The following is a 21,023-nucleotide window of genomic DNA, read 5'->3' on the forward strand; positions in this document are numbered from 1 at the left end:
GAGCGAGGGCGGATGATGCAGATATATAGAGAGAGGGATAACAATGAAATTGAAGCAATTATCATCCGTATTGGCGGCTGCTGTTATCGAAGGATCCGGAGAAGTTGAAATCACGGGGATTGAAACAGACTCAAGACAAGTGAAAGCGGGGGATTTGTTCATTTGTCTGCCGGGCCATACGGTAGATGGACACCAGTTTGCTGCCCAGGCCGCTGACCAAGGCGCTGCGGCATTGGTTGTTGAGCGAAAGCTTGAGGTCGACCTTCCGCAAGTCATCGTGAGGGACAGCCGCTTTGCGATGGCGGGTTTGGCGAACGCCTTTTATAATCAGCCGAGCTCCCGCATGAAGATGATTGGCGTAACCGGAACGAACGGCAAGACTACGACAACGTATTTGATCGAGACGATCATGAATGATTACGGTTTGAAGACCGGATTGATCGGCACGATTCAGATGAAATACGATGGTCAGTCCTTCCCGATGCCAAGAACGACGCCAGAGGCGCTGGAGCTCCAGCGTTACTTGAACGATATGGCGAACGCAGGCACCGAGTGCTGCGTGATGGAGGTATCCTCGCATGCGCTCGAACAGGGGCGGGTAAAGGGAACGGACTTCCGAACGGCTATATTCACAAACCTGACGCAGGATCATCTGGACTACCATCATACGATGGAAGAATACCGCGGGGCAAAAGGGTTATTTTTCTCCCGGCTGGGCAACGCTTTTGCCAAGGATGAACCATCACGCAAATATGCCGTCCTGAATGCGGATGATGAGGCTTCGGCTTATTTTGCCAAGCAGACGGCGGCGGAAGTGATTACCTATGGTTTGGGAGAAGATGCGGATATACGGGCAAGCAACATCTCAATCACCGCTCAAGGCACCTCGTTCCATGTGGATACCTTCCGCGGCAGTGCGGATATTGCGATTCGAATGGTAGGGAAATTCAACGTGTATAATGCCATGGCCGCGATCGCTGCCGCGCTTCTTGAGGGAATCCCTCTCGAGGATATCAAGAACAGCCTGGAGTCCGTGCCCGGCGTTGACGGCCGCGTTGAGGTCGTGGATGAAGGTCAGCCGTACGCCGTGATCGTGGATTATGCGCACACGCCGGACGGACTCGAAAATGTCCTGCGTACCGTTAATGAATTCGCTGAGGGCCGGGTGCTTACGGTATTCGGCTGCGGCGGCGACCGGGATCGGACCAAACGGCCGATCATGGGTAAAATTGCTGCGAAATATAGCGATGTTGTATTGGTGACTTCCGATAATCCCCGCACGGAAGATCCGGATATGATCCTGAAGGATATCGAAGCCGGCTTGATTGAGGACGAAGTGTCAACAGAAAGCTACAAACTCATCGTTGATCGCCGGAAAGCGATTGAAAAGGCTATTGAAATGGCAAGCCCGGGCGATGTAGTATTGATTGCGGGGAAAGGTCACGAGACCTACCAGCTGATTGCGGGCGAAGTACTAGATTTTGACGACCGCATCGTAGCCAAAGACGCGATAAGGGGCAGACAATAGTGATCCATAAATCATTAAAGAGCATCGCCGACATGTGCGGCGGGACGCTCTCACGTAACCAAGATGACAATATTATCATTCAAGGGGTCGGTACCGACTCCCGAACCATACAGCCGGGAAATTTGTTTGTTCCGATTGTTGGCGAGAAATTTGACGGGCATGCGTTCGCGGAGAGCGTGCTCGCCAGCGGAGCCGGCGCAGTGCTCTGGCAGAGAGATCATCAACCGATTCCCGACCTGCCGCTCATTCTCGTGGAGGATACGTTAACGGCGCTCCAGACGCTTGCGGCGGCCTATTTGTCCGAGAGCAGCGCCAAGGTGGTGGGCATAACCGGCAGCAACGGAAAAACCACCGTGAAGGACATGGTGTCCGCACTGCTTGAAACCACGTTTAACGTTCACAAGACGCAAGGCAATTACAACAATCATATCGGTCTTCCGTTAACCGTCCTCGCGATGAAGGAAGACACCGATATTATCGTGCTTGAGATGGGCATGAGCGGACGTCACGAGATTGAACTCCTTTCGAACATTGCTCATCCGGATATGACGGTGATTACCAACGTGGGGGAAGCGCATCTGCTTCAGCTCGGTTCGCGCGAAGAAATCGCCCGCGCCAAGCTTGAAATTATTAGCGGCATGAAGCCGGGCGGCTTGCTGATCTACCATGGGGACGAACCGTTGATCCGCCAGGTGCTTGCTGAAGAAACTACGGTGAAGCCAGAAGGGCTTCGAACATTTACGTTTGGCAATCAAGAAACCAATGACGATTATCCGACGGGACTTATGTTCCATTCAAGAGGAATCATCTTCACTTCGAACCGGCACGCTGGCGAAGGCTTTAGCTTGCCGCTTCTCGGGCGTCATAACGTAGTCAACGCGCTTGCGGCGATGGCTGTAGCAGCCCATTTGGGAATCGGCGATGAAGCTATTCGCAGCGGGTTTGCCAATCTGAAACTGTCGAGCATGCGGATCGAAGCCGTGGAGACTGCTTTCGGGGTCACCGTGCTGAACGATGCTTATAATTCGAGTCCTACCGCGGTCAAGGCGGCATTGGACGTGCTTGGTGATATGAAAGGCTACCACCGGCGAATTGCCGTTCTCGGGGACATGCTGGAACTTGGTCAGCGTGAAGAGGAATTCCATGCCGAGATTGGAGATTACTTATCTCCGGACAACACGGATCTTGTGTTCACCTTCGGCCCATTGTCGCTTCACACGGCTATGAAAGCGAAAGACCGCTTTCCTGAAGGAGCAGTGCTTCCGTTTACGGATAAAGAAAAACTGATCGAAGCCTTGCTGGAGCAGGTAACGGAGAAGGATATCGTATTGGTGAAAGCCTCGCGCGGCATGAGGCTGGAACACGTGGTTGACGCCTTGAAGGCCCTGCCTGGCGGCAACAACGGAGTGAGGGGGTGAGCTGATGGACTTTCAATTGCTGTTATTGACAATCGGTGTAGCGTTTGTGCTTGCGGTGATATCGGCTCCGCTGCTCATTCCGCTGCTGCGGCGGATGAAGTTCGGCCAGCAGGTTAGGAACGACGGTCCGCAGAGCCACTTGAAAAAAGCCGGAACGCCAACGATGGGCGGCGTTGTGATTCTGCTTGCTTTTACACTGACTTATATTAAATTTTCTCCAGTCGATACTGATTTCTATGTGATGATCGTAGCGACGCTCGGCTTCGGTTTGATCGGCTTTCTTGACGACTATATTAAGATCGTATTTCGCAGATCATTAGGACTCACGGCCAGGCAGAAGCTGTTTGGACAGCTTCTGTTTTCCGGCATTATGTGCTGGCTGTTGATCTCCAACGGCCATAGCACGGCGATAAGCGTTCCAGGAATGGATTGGTCCTTTGATTGGGGCCGTGGTTCTATTATCCGTTCATCGTGGTCATGATGCTTGCCATCAGCAACGCGGTGAATTTCACCGATGGAGTGGATGGTCTTCTGTCCGGTGTCAGTGCGATTGCCTTTGGCGCTTATGCCATTGTGGCGATCCAGTCTACGTCGTTTGCGGCGGCATTCTGCGCAGCGGCGATGATCGGTGCGGTACTCGGTTTTCTGGTATTTAACGCTCACCCTGCTAAAGTGTTCATGGGAGATACAGGGTCTTTAGGAATCGGGGGCGCTATTGGCGCCATAGCGATCGTAACCAAGAGCGAGCTGCTGTTCCTCATTATTGGCGGGGTATTCGTCATAGAAATGTTATCCGTTGTGCTTCAGGTGGTTTCCTTCAAAACCAGAGGCAAGCGAATATTCAAAATGAGCCCGATCCATCACCATTATGAATTATCCGGGTGGTCGGAGTGGCGCGTCGTCTTTACATTTTGGGCCGTGGGACTGATACTTGCGGGACTCGGACTTTATATCAACAAGGGGTTGTAACATATGAAGCAGCTAGAAGATTATCGGGATAAGCATATCGTCGTACTGGGACTGGCCAAAAGCGGAGTACAGGTAGCTAAAGTGCTGCATCAAGCCGGAGCCTCCGTCATTGTGAACGACAGAAAGGAAAGAGAACAGTGTCCTGAAGCTTCGGAGCTCGAGGCTTTGGGTATTTCTGTTATTTGCGGTGGACATCCCGATGATCTTATTCATCCCGGTGTAACGCTTCTTGTCAAAAATCCCGGAATTCCGTATTCCGCCCCGCCTGTTCAAAAGGCGCTGGAGCTTAAGATTCCTGTCGTGACCGAAGTTGAAATCGCCTATCACCTGTGTGAAGCACCGATCATCGGCATCACAGGCTCGAATGGCAAAACAACGACGACAACCTGGGTAGGCAAGCTGCTGGAAAACGCGGGTCTTTCCCCGATTGTAGCCGGTAATATCGGCACGCCACTATCCGAGGCTGCAGCAGAAGCAACTGAAAACAATTGGATGGTCGTTGAGCTGAGCAGCTTTCAATTAAAAGGAACAGAGGAGTTCAGGCCGCGTATTGCCTGCCTTCTCAACATTGCGGAAACGCATCTTGATTACCATGGCGGAATGGATGATTATGTTGCATCCAAAGCCAAGCTGTTCGCCAACCAGACTGCAGATGATACCGCTGTGCTCAATTGGGATGATCCCGTGTGCAGAAACCTTGTTCCGTATATCAAGGCGCGCATTGTGCCTTTTTCGATGAGTGAGAGCCTTCGTGAAGGGGTTCACGTAATGCCGCCATATGTTGCCGGTACCCCGGACTCGGACGACGACGATCAGGGGCGTACGCTGATTTATACAGATGGCGAAGGGTTTACGCATGAGATCATCCGTGTGGAGAACATCGGACTGCCCGGAAGATTTAATGTAGGGAATGCATTGGCTGCCTGTGCGATCGCCATAGCGGCCGGCGTTGCCCCCGATAAGCTGGAAGAAGCTTTATCCAGCTTCCGCGGTGTTGAGCATCGCCTGGAATACGTTGCCGAGCTTCAGGGCGTATCCTATTACAATAACTCGAAGGCAACGAACTCCAAGGCGACGCACATGGCATTGACTTCGTTCAAGGAGCCTATCATATTAATCGCAGGCGGGCTTGACCGCGGGTCGGATTATGAGGAGTTGATTCCTTCCTTGCAAGGACGGGTGAAAGCCGTCGTGCTTCTTGGCGAAACGAAGGAGAAAATCGCGAAGGCTGCTGCCAAAGCCGGATTAAAGGACATCTTCCTCGTCGATAATGGGAAGGACGCCGCCGCGACTTTGACCTCGGCTGTCCAGAAGGCTGCCGGGCTCGCAGAGAGCGGGGATATTGTTCTACTATCTCCCGCATGTGCGAGCTGGGACATGTTTCCTTCCTTCGAGGATCGAGGACGCATTTTTAAAGAGGCGGTGCATAACCTTTAAGTAGGGGGGTGGATAAGCCCCTACTAAGGATGTACGAGGTGGCCTTTCCATGAACAAGAACCGCCAGGCGCCCGATCTGTGGCTGCTTATCTGTATTTTGGCCCTGCTGGCCATCGGAATCGTCATGGTATACAGCGCAGGATCCGTCCTCGCATTTCATGACTATGGCGATAAGTTTTATTTTGTGAAGCGTCAGCTGTTTTTTGCCTGTTTGGGGCTTGCTGCCATGTACTTCACATCGAGGACCGACTATCGGGTTTGGAAGAAATACAGCAAGCTTGCATTGCTGGTCTGCTTTTTTATGCTGATTATCGTACTTATTCCAGGGATCGGCGTTGTTCGCGGCGGAGCCAGAAGCTGGCTCGGCATCAGCTCGTTCGGAATTCAACCCTCCGAGTTTATGAAGCTGGGCATGATTCTGTTTCTATCACGCTGGCTCAGTAAGCAAGATTATGATATTACGTCTTTTACTAGGGGGCTTTTGCCGCCGCTTGGTTTAATCGGACTGGCATTCGGATTGATTATGCTGCAGCCTGATTTGGGTACGGGTGCCGTTATGCTTGGAGCTGCGATGATGATTGTTTTTACCGCAGGGGCACAGATGAAGCATCTGGGCTTTCTCGCATTAGGCGGGGTTGCCGGTTTCATTGGCTTGATTCTGACAGCCCCCTACCGGCTGAAGCGGATAACCGGGTTTCTCGATCCATGGTCCGATCCGCTTGGCGCAGGCTATCAGATCATTCAATCCCTCTATGCCATAGGGCCGGGCGGACTCGGCGGGCTCGGGCTTGGCATGAGTCGTCAGAAGTACGCTTATGTACCTGAGCCGCAGACTGATTTTATTTTTTCGATCTTGGCCGAAGAGCTTGGATTCATTGGCGGTTTGATTGTACTGCTCTTGTTCGCTGCCTTGGTGTGGCGGGGCATGAGAGTGGCCATGACGGTATCCGACGGCTTTGGAAGTCTGCTGGCTGTTGGGATCGTGGGCATGGTCGCCATACAGGTCGTTATCAATATCGGTGTCGTTATCGGTTTAATGCCGGTAACAGGGATTACGCTGCCGCTCATCAGTTACGGAGGCAGCTCACTGACGCTGATGCTGACGGCGCTGGGCATTCTATTAAATATTTCCCGTTATGCGAGGTGAAGGGTATGCGTGTCGTATTGACCGGCGGCGGAACGGGGGGGCATATTTACCCCGCCGTTGCCATTGCAAGACAATGTGAAAAGGAAGATCCGAAAACGGAGTTTTTATATATCGGAGGTAAACGGGGTCTCGAAAGCAAGCTGGTACCCCAGGAGAAACTGCCGTTTGAGAGCATCGATATCACGGGGTTCCGGCGCAAGCTGTCGCTGGATAACGTGAAGACGATCATGCGTTTTTTCAAAGGCGTGAAGCGATCGAAGGCCCTGCTGAAGGAATTTAAACCCGATGTCGTGATCGGTACCGGAGGTTATGTGTGCGGTCCGGTGGTTTATGCAGCGGCCAAGCTCGGGATACCAACCATGATTCATGAGCAGAATGCGATTCCCGGCCTCACCAACCAGTTCCTCAGCCGCTATGCGGATACGGTGGCGGTCAGCTTTGAGGGATCGGAGTCTTCCTTTCCTAAAGCCAAAAGAACGGTATATACAGGAAATCCACGTGCGACAACGGTATTATCCGCCAATCGTGAACGTGGATTTGCTACGCTCGGCATTCCGGTGGACAGCCAGGTCGTACTGATCGTCGGCGGAAGCCGGGGTGCCAAGGCGATCAATAACGCGATGATCGGGATGGCGCCGTTCATACAGAAGCTGCCGGGTGTACATTTCGTGTTTGTTACGGGCGAAACTTATTTTGAGAACACGCGGGAATCCATTCTGTCCCAGCTCGGTACCATGCCGAATCAACTTCATATCGTGCCATACGTTCATAATATGCCGGAAGTGCTTGCGGCTACTTCGCTGATTGTAAACCGTGCGGGAGCTTCATTCCTGGCGGAGATTACATCGCTTGGCATTCCATCCGTACTTATCCCTTCACCTAACGTCACCAATAACCATCAGGAGGCAAATGCGAGGCAATTGGAGGAAGCGGGTGCGTCCAGCATGATTCTTGAAAAGGATTTGACGGCGGAATCGCTGTTCGCAAAGCTTGAGGAGATCATGACCAGTCGTACTTCCAGAGAGGCGATGTCCGCGGCTGCGAAAAAGCTCGGCAAACCGGATTCGGCATCCGTCATGGTTCAAGAAATCCGCCGGTTAACCGGCAAACGCTAAATCGGCTGGGCGATTGTCACACACCTATGGAGCCTGACATAAGATACTCTATAATCGTGACACACCCATGAGGCCGGCATTACTGACAGCGGCCATCTCTTCATCCAGTTGAAGGAATGGCCTTTTGGTTTTGAAAGTCAAGGGGAGGTTTATTTAAAATGCAGCAGTGGAAATCGCTACTATCAGAGGCCAATATCGGAACAGTGTTATGGAATGAACCGCTGGCAAAATATACGACGTGGAAAATAGGCGGACCAGCCGATTGCCTGATTATACCTGAGAACAAGGAACAGCTCAGGGAACTGGTCACCCTTCTCCATGCCCATCACATACCTTGGACACAATTGGGCCGCGGTTCAAACATGTTGGTTGCCGATAAAGGCATTCGGGGAGCGGTCATCAAGCTGGGCCAGGGATTTGAGGGGCTTCATTTTGACGGAGAGACGGTAACTGCAGGCGGCAGTCTGTCTTTTGTCAAGCTCAGTGTTCTGGCCGGAAAAGAAGGATTATCCGGTCTTGAATTTGCCGGAGGCATTCCTGGATCGGTCGGAGGGGCCGTCTATATGAATGCAGGTGCCCATGGGTCTGATGTGTCACGCATATTCAAGTCCGCTGACATTGTACTGGAGACAGGGGAATTGGTTACGTATGCTGCGAAAGATATGGCGTTTGATTACCGACACTCCATTCTGCATGAACGAAAAGGGATTGTGACTGAAGCGGTATTTGGGCTCCGTCAAGGAGACCGCAAAGAAATTTCAGCTGTTATGTCCTCCTACAAGGACCGTCGCCGGCGTACACAGCCGCTCCAATCCGCAACGGCAGGCAGTGTTTTTCGCAACCCGCCCGGTGACCATGCCGCGAGGTTGATCGAGGCTGCCGGTCTTAAGGGCCTGCGGATCGGGGGCGCAGAAGTTTCTTTACAGCATGCCAATTTCATTGAGAATACCGGTCAAGCGACAGCAGAGGACGTGCTCGCTTTGATGGAACGTATTAAGGAAACCATCTCGGAAAAGAACGGAATTCACATGGTGCCTGAGGTGTACGTTCTGGGCGAGCGGTAAACTCGGAGGTGATACATTGGACAAATTGGTGATTGAGGGTGGAAGGCCCCTATCTGGAACCATTCGTATCCATGGAGCAAAAAATGCAGCTTTACCTATTCTAGCAGCTAGTCTTCTGGCAGAAGGGACTGTAAGATTAAGCAATGTCCCGCACCTGCTGGATATTGAAGTGATGCTCAGCATTCTCAGCCGTCTTGGCTCCAAATGCAAGCATGAGCTGGAGACGGTTACCGTGGATACCTCGTCTGCCAATTCGTTTCATGTCCCGGAAGATTTAATGAAGCAGATGCGATCCTCCATCTTTTTGATGGGACCTCTGCTGGCCCGTTTTGGTGAAGTGACGATCTATCAGCCAGGGGGCTGCGCGATCGGAGAACGCAAGATCGACCTCCATCTTCAGGGATTGCAGGCGCTTGGTGCGGAAATCGAGGAGAGTAACGATAAGATCCATTGCAGGGCAAGCCGGCTGGTCGGAACGGATATTCATCTGGATTTTGCCAGCGTAGGGGCAACGGAGAATATCATGATGGCAGCAGCAACGGCGCTTGGCACAACGGTGCTCACCAATGCCGCCAGAGAGCCTGAAATTCAGGACCTTCAGCATTTCCTGAACAAGATGGGAGCGAACATTATCGGCGCAGGAACGGATACCATCACGATCCATGGCGTGGAGCGTCTGGAGCCTTGCGAGTACGAGATTATACCGGACCGGATCGTAGCCGGCACCGTCATGATCGCAGCAGCTGTCACCCGCGGTAGTGTAACGCTTACAAAGACCAATCCATCTCATTTAACTTCCCTTATACATGTGCTAAAGCGCGCCGGTGTTCAAACCAGTATATGCAATGATATAATAAACATAAGCTGTATGAGCCGTCCTAAAGCGGTGGAACGTATCGTGACTTCACCGTATCCTTCGTTCCCGACTGATTTGCAATCTCAGGTTATGGTCCTGCTGTCCTTGGCGGACGGATTTAGCGTGATGAAAGAGACGGTATTCGAAGGACGGTTCAAGCATGTGGAGGAACTCTCCCGTATGGGGGCGGACATTTCCACGGATCTGAACTACGCGTTTATACGCGGTGTTCAGAGAATTTATGGAGCTACGGTGGAGGCAACCGATCTTCGGGCTGGAGCGGCGCTCGTCATTGCCGGTTTGGCCGCGCAGGGAACGACCGTGGTGGAGCAAGTTCACCATATTGATCGCGGTTATGATCGTATTGAAAACATGTTCCAAGGTTTAGGCGCCCGGATCTATCGTCAATCTCCGGTGCCAAAACCGCTTGATTTAGCCAATTGAGGTCCTGGGCTTCCCCTCCGAACAAGGAGGGGATAACAGGTCTTTATGGAGAGAGTGGATATGTCCAAGACACATATGCCTGTCCTGAAGCAGGACAAGCCTAAACCGAAAACAGCCAAAAAAATCATATGGATACTTTTGCTGCTGTTCGTAGCCCTGCTGACGATTCTGTTTTTCCGGTCGTCAGTCAGCCAAGTTACCGAGATTCATTTTACAGGGAATACGTTTAATACCAATGAGCAGCTTATCAAGCAAAGCGGACTCCACATCGGAGACCAGTACTTTGGCGTTGAGCCGAAAGATGTGCAGGAACGGCTGATGAAGCTCGGAACGATTAAGTCGGCTGAAGTGGTCAAGAGCTTTCCGGGCGAAGTCAGCATCGTGGTAACGGAACATCCTACGGTGGCCTACGAGCTGTCCGACAGCGGGGAACTTCAAGCCATACTGGCAAGCGGTAACTCGGTTCCGGTTACAGCGAGTGGTATTGCCGTTGAGAAGCCTATTTTGACCAATTGGGATCCAGGCGACCCCAACAAGGCTGTGCTTAGCGAAGTGCTTGCGGAGATTTCGGGCAGCCTGACCTCCGATATCTCGGAAATCATGCCGTCACCGACGCTATCTTTTCCGGATCGGATCAAGATGTATACACGTTCCAAATTCGAAGTTATCACTTCTGTTTCCTTGCTCCGTGACAAAGTAGAATATCTGAATCAGGTTACCGAAATGGAGCGGCCGGGTGTGATTACGATGCTGGAAGCAGACTCTTACGTACCGTTTGTAGAAGAAGTTGGAGAAGACGCGGAAGAAGGGCAATAACCCCCTACTCAGGGATTGGAATAAATGGTACAATTGAAAGTATTGACAACTTGTTTCGGCTCTTCTTTTTTGAATGACTTTTACGGCCTGTTATAGCAAATGTTGGCAGTAAAAAAAATGTTGAAAAAAGAGGGAAAGACCCACGAGTGTTGAATAAGTAGAAATGTATTCTTTATAATCAAAATTAATTTGCTAAAAACAGGAGGTGCCAGGGCTTGAGCAACAATGACATCATTGTTAGTTTGGACATCGGTACATCCAAAGTTCGTGCTATTATTGGGGAAGTTAATAATGGAACCTTTAATATTATTGGAGTTGGATCTGCCGACTCGGAGGGAATTCGCAAAGGTGCAATTGTAGATATCGACCAGACCGTACAATCCATTCGCAGCGCTGTTGATCATGCGGAGCGTATGGTCGGTATTCAAATATCCGAAGTATATGTCGGCATTTCTGGAAATCATATCGGACTTCAATCCAGCCATGGAGTTGTGGCAGTATCGAACGAGGATCGCGAAATTGGTGAAGAGGACATCGACCGCGTGCTGAAAGCAGCGGAAGTCGTGGCGCTTCCTCCGGATCGTGAAATTATCGATGTGGTTGCTAAACAGTTTGTAGTTGACGGTTTGGAAGGAATCTCTGATCCGCGAGGAATGATCGGCGTAAGACTAGAAGTTGAAGCGACGATTATTACTGGCGCCAAAACGGCAATACATAACCTGTTACGTTGTGTGGAGAAATCAGGTCTGAAAGTGAAGGATCTGGTGCTGATTCCGCTTGGTGCCGGACAGCTGGCCTTGTCCAAGGATGAGAAAACGATGGGTTCGGTGCTGGTTGACGTTGGGGCGGGCTCAACCACGTTGGCTGTGTTCGAGGGAGGCAGCATTGCCGCAACTTCGACGCTTCCGGTTGGTGGAGATTTCGTGACAAATGACATTGCTTATGGCCTGCGAACGCTGACGGATCAAGCAGAGAAGGTTAAACTGAAGTACGGATGCGCGCTGATCGAGAGTGCCGCACACGAAGTAACGTTTAAGGTAACAAGAATTGGAAGCAATGTGGACAAGGAGTTCACTCAGGAAGATCTGGCAGCTATCATAGAACCTCGCGTTCAGGAAATTTTCCAATTGGTGCGCCAAGAAATTAAGCGCTTGGGTTACAGCGAGCTTCCTGGTGGTTATATACTTACTGGGGGCACTATGTCCATGCCTGGTGTGCTGCAGGTGGCACAAAATGAGCTGGCGACTTCCGTACGGATTGCGGTTCCCGATTTCATCGGTGTTCGTGATCCGGGATACTGCAGCGGAGTCGGCATCCTCCATAATGCAATCCGGAACGTACGTGTACGCAATACAGGAGGAAGCAACAACAGCAGCGGAAATAGCAAGAAACCGGTGAACCGCGCTAAGCAGCAAAGTCCTGTCGCAGCAACTCAGGAGACCAGCCAGAAGCCGGGATTTATTGAACGCTTGAAAAAGATGTTCAGCGAGTTTATATAGCGGATTCATTCGACTGTGGACGTGCCATCCACGCACATTGAGGGGGAGATGGATTAGATGTTGGAATTTGATTTTGAAATGGAGAGCTTAGCTCAAATAAAAGTAATCGGAGTAGGTGGCGGCGGCAGCAACGCCGTTAACCGAATGATTGAGAATGGTGTGCAGGGTGTTGAATTCATTACGGTCAATACGGATGCTCAGGCACTCCACCTTGCCAAATCCGAACATAAACTGCAAATCGGGGACAAGCTCACTCGCGGACTTGGTGCCGGCGCCAATCCTGACGTAGGCAAGAAGGCTGCGGAAGAATCCCGCGATTTGATCATGAACACCCTGAAGGGTGCCGATATGGTATTCGTTACGGCCGGTATGGGTGGCGGAACCGGAACGGGTGCTGCTCCTGTCATTGCTGAAATTGCTAAGGAGTGCGGAGCATTAACGGTTGGGGTTGTCACTCGTCCGTTTACGTTCGAAGGACGCAAGCGTGCTTCCCAAGCGGAGCTTGGCATTGAAGCATTGAAAGAGAAAGTGGACACACTCATCGTCATTCCGAATGATCGCTTGCTGGAGATCGTGGATAAGAAAACACCGATGCTGGAAGCGTTCCGAGAAGCTGATAACGTATTGCGTCAGGCCGTTCAGGGCATTTCTGATCTGATCCAAGTGCCGGGTCTGATCAACCTTGACTTTGCCGACGTGAAAACGATCATGACAGAACGCGGCTCGGCTCTGATGGGTATCGGACTGGCTACGGGTGAGAATCGAGCCTCCGAGGCTGCCCGCAAGGCGATCATGAGCCCGCTGCTTGAAACCTCTATCGAAGGTGCTCGCGGTGTGATCATGAATATTACGGGAGGGACCAATCTTTCCTTGTATGAAGTGAATGAAGCGGCCGAGATTGTAACATCTGCTTCTGATCCGGAAGTGAACATGATCTTCGGTGCGATCATTGAGGAAAGCATGAAGGATGAAATCAAAGTAACGGTTATCGCTACCGGCTTTGAGAGCAAGCCTGCTCAAATCCCGCCGGTACGTCGTCCTGGAATGCCACAAGGGGAACAACAGCAACAACAGCAGCCGGAAACGGACAAGAGTAATGTAAATCTGAAGCCGTTTGGCAATCAGAGCAGCAATGATCAGCTTGATATTCCTACTTTCCTTCGCAATCGTTCCCGCAATAATGATTAATAACGGTAAGCCTGTGCTTCGTCATCATGATGAAGACAGGCTTATTTTTATATCCACGCCTCGTCATCTTCCTTTTATTTCATTTACAAAGCCAACAGCTGATGCTGTCACACTTTCACGAATGAAAGTCCAATCAGCAATTACTGTGGAAATTAAGGATATTCCCCGAGCTTTCCTGCCAAGATAGAGATCGCCGATAACGCCAAGAGGCTGCTCCTGGTACAGGTCTCTAAAAACTGCCCTTCATCGACAAAAAAAGTCTGTAATCCGCCCACAGGTTTAGACAGACTTTGAATTCTATTCTTCTTATACTAGTAACATCTCCCGTTGCCCAGAAAACAACAGAAGGATAACCGAAGTGATTCTTCGACTAGGCAGGTGAACAACCTGGTTGTTTATATTGATCTCATATTTTTGGCAAACCTCGTCATTGACGGCATGTTGCTGGCTTTGACCGCCTGGATGCGCAGGGTCAAGCCAAGGTGGTGGAGACTTGTATTATCCTCTGTGGTAGGCGCACTGTATGTCGTCATGATGTTTGTCCCGCAACTTTCATTTTTGTTTACTTTTCTCATCAAATTTGGACTCTCGTTGATCATGTTATGGATTGCTTTCGGCTTTGCAAGCTTACAGAGTTATCTGCGAAATTTGGGAGCATTTTATATGGTGAATTTTGCGGCGGCCGGAGGCATTATCGGTGTTCATTACCTGGTCCAAAATTCGGGAGAACTGTTTAGCGGGATATGGTATACAACATCGGGAGGGCTATCGTTTGAATTGAAGGTAGGATTCTGGTTTGCGTGCATTACCTTTTTTGTAGTTGTATTCGCATTTAAAGCCGTTCAGACCACGAAACGTAAAACCGAGAACCGGGAGGCCTTATTGGGAGAGGTGTCGGTATGGATCGGCAGCGCCAAAATATCCTGTGCGGGGCTGCTCGATACAGGTAATCAATTGAGTGATCCCTTAACTCGCACGCCGGTTATGGTGATGGAAGCAGCACTGTGGGAAGCCCACCTGCCTCAGGGATGGAGCAAACAGTTGATGGAGGGGGAACCGGACAAATTAATCATGGGGCTCGCGGCAGAGGAATTTGAATGGCAAGACCGTCTGCGGCTTGTTCCCTATCGCGGAGTCAACCGGGGGGCCGCCTTCATGCTTGCGTTAAAGCCCGACATGGTACGGATCGAACTGGGAGGATTTGAATATTCGGCATCCAAGGTGTTAATTGGTCTTGATGGCGGGACGCTCTCAGGTGACAGGGCATACAGGGCCATTATCCATCCGGCATTAACGGAAGGAGAAGGTACGCCGAAGATGAATGCCAATTCAAACAAGCCGGTGTCCGATGGAAGCTGCAAATCCGAGGTGGACGCTTCATCGCTCAATGGGGGGACCGGACCGGAATCAGGTGCAGCCAAGAACGCAGGATGATAACCATGAAGCCATTTTCATAGTGTTCGAGTTTGCCATTAATACGGCGGACTCATGAATAAGTCTTTGAAAACCTTTATGACATTTCCAGAGCATGCCGGACTAGAAGAATTGAAATTACGTTTATGAAGCCAGTTATCCCTACGGGAAAACGTTTAGGAGGATAAGAGATGCCCGTTAAATGGAGATTAGCATTGCAGCTGCAGTATTATCGCGTACTTTTTTTGCTAGGCCTGAAGAGTCAGGAAATCTACTATATCGGAGGAAGCGAGGCGCTCCCGCCGCCGCTTACGAAAGAGGAAGAGGAGTTCTTGCTCAAGAAGCTGCCTACCGGGGATGCAGCCACCCGTGCCATGCTTATCGAACGTAACCTGCGTCTGGTCGTTTACATTGCCCGCAAATTCGAGAACACCGGCATTAACATCGAGGATTTGGTATCGATTGGTGCCATCGGTTTGATTAAGGCGGTGAATACGTTTGACCCGGAGAAAAAAATCAAGCTGGCTACATACGCCTCGCGCTGTATTGAGAACGAAATTTTGATGTATTTGCGCCGGAATAACAAAACCCGCAGCGAGGTTTCTTTTGACGAACCGCTGAATATCGATTGGGACGGCAATGAATTGCTCTTGTCCGACGTTTTGGGTACTGAGAATGACACCATCTACCGTAATATCGAGGAGCAGGTCGACCGGAAGCTGCTGCAAAAAGCGCTGGATAAATTAAGCGACCGGGAACGCATGATTATGGAGCTTCGTTTTGGACTTCAGGACGGTGAGGAAAAGACGCAAAAAGACGTGGCAGATCTGCTTGGAATCTCACAATCCTACATTTCCCGATTGGAGAAGAGAATAATAAAGAGGCTCCGCAAAGAATTCAACAAGATGGTGTAACTGGAAATCGTAAGGAATAAAATAGCCCCCCTCGGAGATAATGTACAGTAATGTTTCTCCTTGGGAGGTTAGTCATCATGACGCGAAACAAAGTTGAAATTTGTGGTGTGGATACGTCAAAACTGCCTGTTCTGACGAATGTGGAAATGAGGGAACTGTTTCATAATCTGCAGCAGAACAATGAACGATCGGCTCGAGAAAAACTGGTGAACGGCAACCTGAGACTGGTGCTCAGCGTCATCCAAAGGTTTAACAATCGGGGAGAGTTTGTTGATGATCTGTTTCAGGTGGGCTGCATCGGATTGATGAAAGCCATCGACAATTTTGATTTATCGCAAAATGTTAAATTTTCCACTTATGCCGTACCGATGATTATCGGAGAAATACGTCGATACTTAAGGGACAATAACCCGATTCGCGTCTCCCGATCACTGCGTGATATTGCTTACAAAGCACTTCAGGTCAGGGATCAGCTGACAAATGCGAACTCGCGAGAACCGACGATTTTTGAAATTTCCGAAGCGCTGAACGTGCCCAAGGAAGACGTTGTTTTTGCACTAGATGCTATTCAAGATCCCGTTTCGCTGTTTGAGCCGATTTATCATGACGGTGGCGATCCGATTTATGTGATGGATCAAATCAGTGATGATAAGAACAAAGATGTGTCCTGGATTGAGGAAATTGCGCTCCGGGAAGCGATGCACAAGCTCGGACAACGCGAGAAAATGATTTTATCCATGCGGTTTTATGAAGGCAAGACCCAGATGGAAGTTGCGGATGAAATCGGCATTTCCCAAGCTCAAGTGTCCCGCCTGGAGAAGTCAGCGATCAAGCAGATGCAGAAGCACGTCAAAACGTAAGAAGACCAGCAATCAATCGAACAGATGACGATCCCGTTTATGGGATCGTTTTTTTAATTTTAGATAAGCTATTTTACCTAAGCGGCTCATATATTGAACAGAGGGATATGGATTGAAGATGGATGGACGGACGGCTAACCTTCAAATACATCTAAGGTGTGATGCTCATGATACCTGATAATCAAATGGTGGGGAAAAAGATGAAAATTTCCGATTTTCAAACGAAGGACGTTATTAATATCATTGATGGCAAACGGCTCGGACAGATCAGCGATCTGGAGCTGGACTTGCGGCAGGGCCGGATTGAAGCGATTGTGGTGCCAAGTTACGGTAAATTTATGGGGCTGTTCGGCGGCGGGAGCGACCTGATCATTCCGTGGCGGAATATCGTCAAGATTGGTTCGGATGTCGTCCTTGTCAAAATGGAGGAATTGCGAAGAACGCCCGATGATCAGGAATCGGTGGAATACCTGGACCGGCCGGACCGGCGATCCTTCTAAACAGAGGATCCGGTTAATGTGTCTCCGGCGTGGGTTTTCTGTTACACTGGTCATAGAGGTGGGATGCGCATGGAACCGTTTGTTAGACAAGATCAGCAGACACCGAGTCTGTTTGTGCTTGAAAAATGGAGTGGGGGATCAGGAAGCGCCGCACTCACGGCCGGCTTCACAGGCCGGCATGGCGGCGTAAGCCGAGCCCCCTATGATAGTTTGAATTTGGCCTTTCATGTCGGAGACGAGCCGGGTGACATTGTAGAGAACCGGAAACGAACCGCTGCGGCATTGGGTTTTTCTCTGGAAGACTGGACTTGCGGTGAACAGGTCCATGATGTTCAGATTGGCGTGGTTCATGATAAGGACAGGGGCAGAGGGAGTTTGGACCGAGCCTCGGCTTTTCAAAATACGGATGGACTTGTAACCGATGTTCCCGGCGTTTTATTGACGTCTTTCTACGCGGACTGCGTGCCGCTTTATTTTTGGGATCCGGTTACGGGTGCTGTCGGTTTGGCACACGCTGGCTGGAAGGGGACCGTGGGAAGCATCGCTGAGAAAATGGTCGACAGGATGGTTGTGGAATACGGAAGCCTGCCTCAGCACATTCACGCTGCGATTGGTCCATCCATAAGCGAGTGCTGTTACGAGGTGGATGATCGGGTCATGGATCGTGTCCGCGATATCGGAATCGAGGGAAACACATCCGAGAAAGTTACAAATTCAGCTTTTTATATCGACAAGGGACAAGGGAAATACATGCTGAACTTGAAAGAAATAAACAGACACATTATGATTAAAGCAGGAATATTGGCGGAACATATCGAATGTACATCATGGTGTACAAGCTGCAATCATGATCTGTTCTTCTCTTATCGTAAAGATGGGGGGACAACGGGTCGTATGGCAAGTTGGATCGGGATGAGAAAGAGGTGAGTCGTCCCTTGAGTTTGAAGGAACGTATCGATCGAGTGGAACAGCGAATCACGGAGGCTTGCGCAAGAAGCGGCAGGAACCGGAATGATGTAAATATCATTGCGGTTACTAAATATGTCTCCTTGGACATGACAGCTTCGGTACTGGATCAGGGACTGCAGCATATCGGCGAGAACCGCTGGCAGGATGCCCAGGCGAAATGGAACGCTCTTGGAAGCCGCGGCACATGGCATTTCATCGGCCATCTTCAGACCAATAAGGTTCGGGATGTCATTGATAAATTTCAATATATTCATTCGCTTGACCGCTTGTCTCTGGCCCATGAGCTGGAGAAGAGGGCTGCTGCGCTGGATCTGCAGGTATCCGCCTTTATGCAGGTCAATATCTCGGGCGAGGAATCCAAGTATGGTTTGCCTCCTGAGAAAGCAGCCGAGTTTTTGAAGGAAATCAACAGTCTTTCACACGTAAAGGTGACCGGACTCATGACCATGGCTCCATATGAATCGTCGGCGGAGCAGACGCGTCCTGTATTTCGTGGTTTAAGACAACTAAGAGATGAGCTGAACAAGCAGGCGCTTACGGCGGAGCCATTGACCGAATTGTCCATGGGCATGTCCAATGACTTTGAAGTAGCCATAGAGGAAGGGGCGACCTGGGTGCGTCTCGGCTCGACTTTAGTAGGGAAAGAGGAGGATTGACGATGGGCGTGATGAACCGGTTTATGAATTTCTTGGGACTGCAAGAGGAAGAAGAAGTTGTGGAACGCGAGGTACTGGCCTCGCAGGAAGAGCCGGTGGAGGCAACGCCGTTTGATCATCGGAAGAACCAAAAAAGCGGCAATATCGTAAGCATTCATTCACAGAAGAACGTGAAGGTTGTATTAGTGGAGCCTCGTTCATATGATGAAGCACAGGAGATTGCAGATCATCTGCGGTCATTCCGAACGGTTGTGGTCAACCTGCAGCGTGTGAGGAATGATCAGGCGCTGCGCATTATCGATTTTCTCAGCGGAACCGTGTATGCGCTTAGCGGCGGAATCTCGAAGGTGGGCGGGAACATCTTCCTATGCACGCCGGATACCGTGGAGATCCAAGGTTCGATCTCGGAGATTCTAGCAGACGAGCATGAATATAACAGAATGAGGTGATTTAGGCTTTGACCTACGAAATTTACAGTATCGTTGGAACGCTGTTCCAAATTTATTTTTACATGATCTTGGTCTACGTCTTAATGTCATGGCTTCCTAATGTACGAGAAAGCTTTATCGGCGAGCTGCTTGGCAAGCTTGTAGAGCCCTATCTTGCACCATTTCGCCGGTTTATTCCGCCGATCATGGGCATGATCGATATTTCCCCCATTGTCGCATTGTTCGTGCTGCAGCTGGCACAGCGTGGTGTGTACGCAATTCTCGGATATTTCCTATAGCAGGTGAATGAGCGATGAAACTGGACATCTACGATCATTTTCACAAGGATGAACGGGAGTTTGTGGACCGGGCTTGGGAGTGGGTTGTCAATGCCGGACAATATCATGAAGCGAAACTGACGGATTTTCTGGATCCTCGTCAGCGATTCATTCTGGAATCGCTCGTGAATCGTCATCCGGATGTGCATGCCATGTTTGATGGTGGACATGCTGATGCAGAACGCGTTCGGGCGTGGATCGCTCCAGATTACCGAGCGCTTGAGGGCGAGGATTTCAAGATGAAGGTGCTCAGCATTTCTTCCGGAGATCAGAAGTTTCTGGAGCTGGAGCATGGCGACTACATGGGTTCGATTCTGGGTCTTGGCATTAAGAGATCGAAGATTGGTGACATCCATGTGCTCGCGGACGGCTGCCATGCGGTCGTAGCCGACGATATCAGCGCGTTTCTCCATCTGAATCTCAGCCAGGTCCACCGGGTGCATGTGATGACGGAACTGCTGCCAATGGACAAGCTTGAAGTTGCCCGCACGAATTTCGAAACGATGGATATTACGGTATCTTCCATGAGACTGGACGGAATCGCCAGCGATGCATATCGAATCAGCCGTACGAAAATCGTGGTGCCGATCAAGGCTGGCCGATGCCGCGTGAACTGGAAAGTGGAAGAGGACCCCTCAACGAATTTAAAAGAAGGCGATGTCGTTTCCATCCAAGGCTTTGGACGGTTTAAAGTTTTGGAGACAGGAAGCCTGACGAAAAAAGGGCGGTACCGTATCAAGGTTGGGAAATATGCCTGACCTTTGAAGGAATTGCCGTTTTTTTGTCGAATGAGTACAAAGTGTCATTCAAAATAACAATGGATTTACCGATAAATCGTAAATGACCGCTATTGTCTTCACGGACGGGTGGTTTGGCTAACACAGCGGATGAACCGTCCTGTAAGGCCCATATATTTAGGAGGTGCACACCATGCCATTGACGCCGCTTGATATACATAACAAGGAATTTGCTCGTCGAATTCGGGGTTATGATGAGGACGAGGTCAACGAGTTTTTGGATCAGATTATTAAGGATTATGAAAGTGTGATCCGGGAGAACAAAGAGTTGGGCAACCAGCTTATTGCGATGCAAGAAAGACTGGATCATTTTTCGAATATTGAGGAAACCTTGTCTAAGACCATCATTGTCGCTCAGGAGGCGGCGGATGAGCTGAAGAACAACGCGAAGAAGGAAGCCCAGCTGATCATTAAGGAATCCGAGAAGAATGCGGATCGGATCATTAATGATGCGCTCGGTAAATCCCGCAAAATCGCGCTTGAGGTTGAAGAACTGAAGAAGCAGGCTTCCATCTACCGCACCCGCTTCCGCTCCCTGGTTGAGGCGCAGCTGGAGCTGTTGAAACAAGAAGGCTGGGAGACGCTCGAGAACCGGGAACCGAGTCTTGAACCAAAAGAAGTATACTAGGCGGGTATCCGGTTGACTTTTTCCGCGAAAGAGTCTATA

20 protein-coding genes and 1 pseudogene are annotated in these 21,023 nt (G+C 50.4%); all 21 read left to right on the forward strand.

Annotation, left to right across the window (positions count from 1 at the left end; all coding sequences use genetic code 11):
- Positions 1-43: 43 nt before the first annotated feature.
- The 21 genes and pseudogenes from BJP58_RS29395 to BJP58_RS29495 all read left to right on the forward strand — a co-directional run bounded on the left by BJP58_RS29395 (position 44) and on the right by BJP58_RS29495 (position 20,984).
- Positions 44-1,528 carry a UDP-N-acetylmuramoyl-L-alanyl-D-glutamate--2,6-diaminopimelate ligase gene (locus BJP58_RS29395; RefSeq protein WP_194541665.1) on the forward strand — a complete coding sequence of 495 codons (1,485 nt, stop codon included), beginning with the start codon at positions 44-46 and terminating at the stop codon, positions 1,526-1,528.
- On the forward strand, positions 1,528-2,946 hold the full coding sequence (locus BJP58_RS29400; RefSeq protein ID WP_194541666.1) for a UDP-N-acetylmuramoyl-tripeptide--D-alanyl-D-alanine ligase: 1,419 nt from the start codon (positions 1,528-1,530) through the stop codon (positions 2,944-2,946). Before BJP58_RS29395 ends, BJP58_RS29400 begins: the two co-directional genes overlap by 1 nt.
- Positions 2,947-2,950: 4 nt before the next feature.
- A pseudogene (gene mraY / locus BJP58_RS29405) lies at positions 2,951-3,915 on the forward strand (phospho-N-acetylmuramoyl-pentapeptide-transferase).
- 3 nt (positions 3,916-3,918) lie between these two features.
- A complete protein-coding gene (gene murD, locus BJP58_RS29410) occupies positions 3,919-5,352 on the forward strand; it encodes a UDP-N-acetylmuramoyl-L-alanine--D-glutamate ligase (RefSeq protein ID WP_194541667.1) in 1,434 nt (477 codons plus the stop codon).
- A gap of 49 nt (positions 5,353-5,401) precedes the next feature.
- A complete protein-coding gene (gene spoVE, locus BJP58_RS29415) occupies positions 5,402-6,499 on the forward strand; it encodes a stage V sporulation protein E (protein WP_071222986.1) in 1,098 nt (365 codons plus the stop codon).
- A 5-nt stretch (positions 6,500-6,504) separates the two neighbouring features.
- Entirely contained in the window at positions 6,505-7,614 is a 1,110-nt protein-coding gene (gene murG / locus BJP58_RS29420) for an undecaprenyldiphospho-muramoylpentapeptide beta-N-acetylglucosaminyltransferase (protein WP_071222987.1), read from the forward strand.
- 158 nt (positions 7,615-7,772) lie between these two features.
- Positions 7,773-8,678: a UDP-N-acetylmuramate dehydrogenase gene (murB, locus tag BJP58_RS29425; RefSeq protein WP_194541668.1), complete on the forward strand. Its 906-nt coding sequence runs from the start codon at positions 7,773-7,775 to the stop codon at positions 8,676-8,678.
- 16 nt (positions 8,679-8,694) lie between these two features.
- Positions 8,695-9,978, forward strand: coding sequence for a UDP-N-acetylglucosamine 1-carboxyvinyltransferase (gene murA, locus BJP58_RS29430; RefSeq protein ID WP_071222989.1), 1,284 nt, complete (start codon positions 8,695-8,697; stop codon positions 9,976-9,978).
- A 60-nt stretch (positions 9,979-10,038) separates the two neighbouring features.
- Positions 10,039-10,794 carry a cell division protein FtsQ/DivIB gene (locus tag BJP58_RS29435; protein ID WP_194541669.1) on the forward strand — a complete coding sequence of 252 codons (756 nt, stop codon included), beginning with the start codon at positions 10,039-10,041 and terminating at the stop codon, positions 10,792-10,794.
- 215 nt (positions 10,795-11,009) lie between these two features.
- Entirely contained in the window at positions 11,010-12,293 is a 1,284-nt protein-coding gene (gene ftsA / locus BJP58_RS29440; RefSeq protein ID WP_194541670.1) for a cell division protein FtsA, read from the forward strand.
- A gap of 57 nt (positions 12,294-12,350) precedes the next feature.
- Positions 12,351-13,481 (forward strand): cell division protein FtsZ, encoded by a 1,131-nt coding sequence (ftsZ, locus tag BJP58_RS29445; protein WP_194541671.1) that lies wholly within the window; start codon positions 12,351-12,353, stop codon positions 13,479-13,481.
- A gap of 387 nt (positions 13,482-13,868) precedes the next feature.
- Positions 13,869-14,915 carry a sigma-E processing peptidase SpoIIGA gene (spoIIGA, locus tag BJP58_RS29450; protein ID WP_233355170.1) on the forward strand — a complete coding sequence of 349 codons (1,047 nt, stop codon included), beginning with the start codon at positions 13,869-13,871 and terminating at the stop codon, positions 14,913-14,915.
- Positions 14,916-15,085: 170 nt separating this feature from the next.
- A complete protein-coding gene (sigE, locus tag BJP58_RS29455; protein WP_071222992.1) occupies positions 15,086-15,808 on the forward strand; it encodes an RNA polymerase sporulation sigma factor SigE in 723 nt (240 codons plus the stop codon).
- A 77-nt stretch (positions 15,809-15,885) separates the two neighbouring features.
- Positions 15,886-16,668 carry an RNA polymerase sporulation sigma factor SigG gene (gene sigG / locus BJP58_RS29460; RefSeq protein ID WP_006209087.1) on the forward strand — a complete coding sequence of 261 codons (783 nt, stop codon included), beginning with the start codon at positions 15,886-15,888 and terminating at the stop codon, positions 16,666-16,668.
- Between the two features lie 200 nt (positions 16,669-16,868).
- On the forward strand, positions 16,869-17,168 hold the full coding sequence (locus BJP58_RS29465) for a YlmC/YmxH family sporulation protein (protein WP_233354800.1): 300 nt from the start codon (positions 16,869-16,871) through the stop codon (positions 17,166-17,168).
- 69 nt (positions 17,169-17,237) lie between these two features.
- Positions 17,238-18,095, forward strand: coding sequence for a peptidoglycan editing factor PgeF (gene pgeF / locus BJP58_RS29470; protein WP_194541672.1), 858 nt, complete (start codon positions 17,238-17,240; stop codon positions 18,093-18,095).
- 8 nt (positions 18,096-18,103) lie between these two features.
- Positions 18,104-18,793: a YggS family pyridoxal phosphate-dependent enzyme gene (locus BJP58_RS29475; RefSeq protein ID WP_194541673.1), complete on the forward strand. Its 690-nt coding sequence runs from the start codon at positions 18,104-18,106 to the stop codon at positions 18,791-18,793.
- 2 nt (positions 18,794-18,795) lie between these two features.
- The gene (locus tag BJP58_RS29480; protein ID WP_009589651.1) at positions 18,796-19,242 is read left to right on the forward strand and encodes a cell division protein SepF; all 447 of its coding nucleotides are present in this window, start codon (positions 18,796-18,798) and stop codon (positions 19,240-19,242) included.
- Between the two features lie 8 nt (positions 19,243-19,250).
- Positions 19,251-19,520, forward strand: coding sequence for a YggT family protein (locus tag BJP58_RS29485; RefSeq protein WP_194541674.1), 270 nt, complete (start codon positions 19,251-19,253; stop codon positions 19,518-19,520).
- A 14-nt stretch (positions 19,521-19,534) separates the two neighbouring features.
- Complete coding sequence (locus BJP58_RS29490; RefSeq protein ID WP_194541675.1) at positions 19,535-20,317, forward strand: YlmH family RNA-binding protein; 783 nt, start codon at positions 19,535-19,537, stop codon at positions 20,315-20,317.
- Positions 20,318-20,489: 172 nt separating this feature from the next.
- Entirely contained in the window at positions 20,490-20,984 is a 495-nt protein-coding gene (locus BJP58_RS29495; protein ID WP_071222998.1) for a DivIVA domain-containing protein, read from the forward strand.
- The last annotated feature ends 39 nt before the right edge of the window (positions 20,985-21,023 follow it).

This window comes from Paenibacillus sp. JZ16 (assembly GCF_015326965.1).
GTDB lineage: Bacteria > Bacillota > Bacilli > Paenibacillales > Paenibacillaceae > Paenibacillus_AQ.

Coding starts and splice junctions, on each gene's coding strand:
- BJP58_RS29395 (WP_194541665.1), top strand. CDS start 44: ATGAAATTGAAGCAATTATCATCCGTATTGGCGGCTGCTGTTATCGAA.
- murD (WP_194541667.1), top strand. CDS start 3,919: ATGAAGCAGCTAGAAGATTATCGGGATAAGCATATCGTCGTACTGGGA.
- spoVE (WP_071222986.1), top strand. CDS start 5,402: ATGAACAAGAACCGCCAGGCGCCCGATCTGTGGCTGCTTATCTGTATT.
- murG (WP_071222987.1), top strand. CDS start 6,505: ATGCGTGTCGTATTGACCGGCGGCGGAACGGGGGGGCATATTTACCCC.
- murB (WP_194541668.1), top strand. CDS start 7,773: ATGCAGCAGTGGAAATCGCTACTATCAGAGGCCAATATCGGAACAGTG.
- BJP58_RS29435 (WP_194541669.1), top strand. CDS start 10,039: ATGTCCAAGACACATATGCCTGTCCTGAAGCAGGACAAGCCTAAACCG.
- ftsZ (WP_194541671.1), top strand. CDS start 12,351: ATGTTGGAATTTGATTTTGAAATGGAGAGCTTAGCTCAAATAAAAGTA.
- sigE (WP_071222992.1), top strand. CDS start 15,086: ATGCCCGTTAAATGGAGATTAGCATTGCAGCTGCAGTATTATCGCGTA.
- sigG (WP_006209087.1), top strand. CDS start 15,886: ATGACGCGAAACAAAGTTGAAATTTGTGGTGTGGATACGTCAAAACTG.
- BJP58_RS29465 (WP_233354800.1), top strand. CDS start 16,869: ATGAAAATTTCCGATTTTCAAACGAAGGACGTTATTAATATCATTGAT.
- pgeF (WP_194541672.1), top strand. CDS start 17,238: ATGGAACCGTTTGTTAGACAAGATCAGCAGACACCGAGTCTGTTTGTG.
- BJP58_RS29480 (WP_009589651.1), top strand. CDS start 18,796: ATGGGCGTGATGAACCGGTTTATGAATTTCTTGGGACTGCAAGAGGAA.
- BJP58_RS29490 (WP_194541675.1), top strand. CDS start 19,535: ATGAAACTGGACATCTACGATCATTTTCACAAGGATGAACGGGAGTTT.
- BJP58_RS29495 (WP_071222998.1), top strand. CDS start 20,490: ATGCCATTGACGCCGCTTGATATACATAACAAGGAATTTGCTCGTCGA.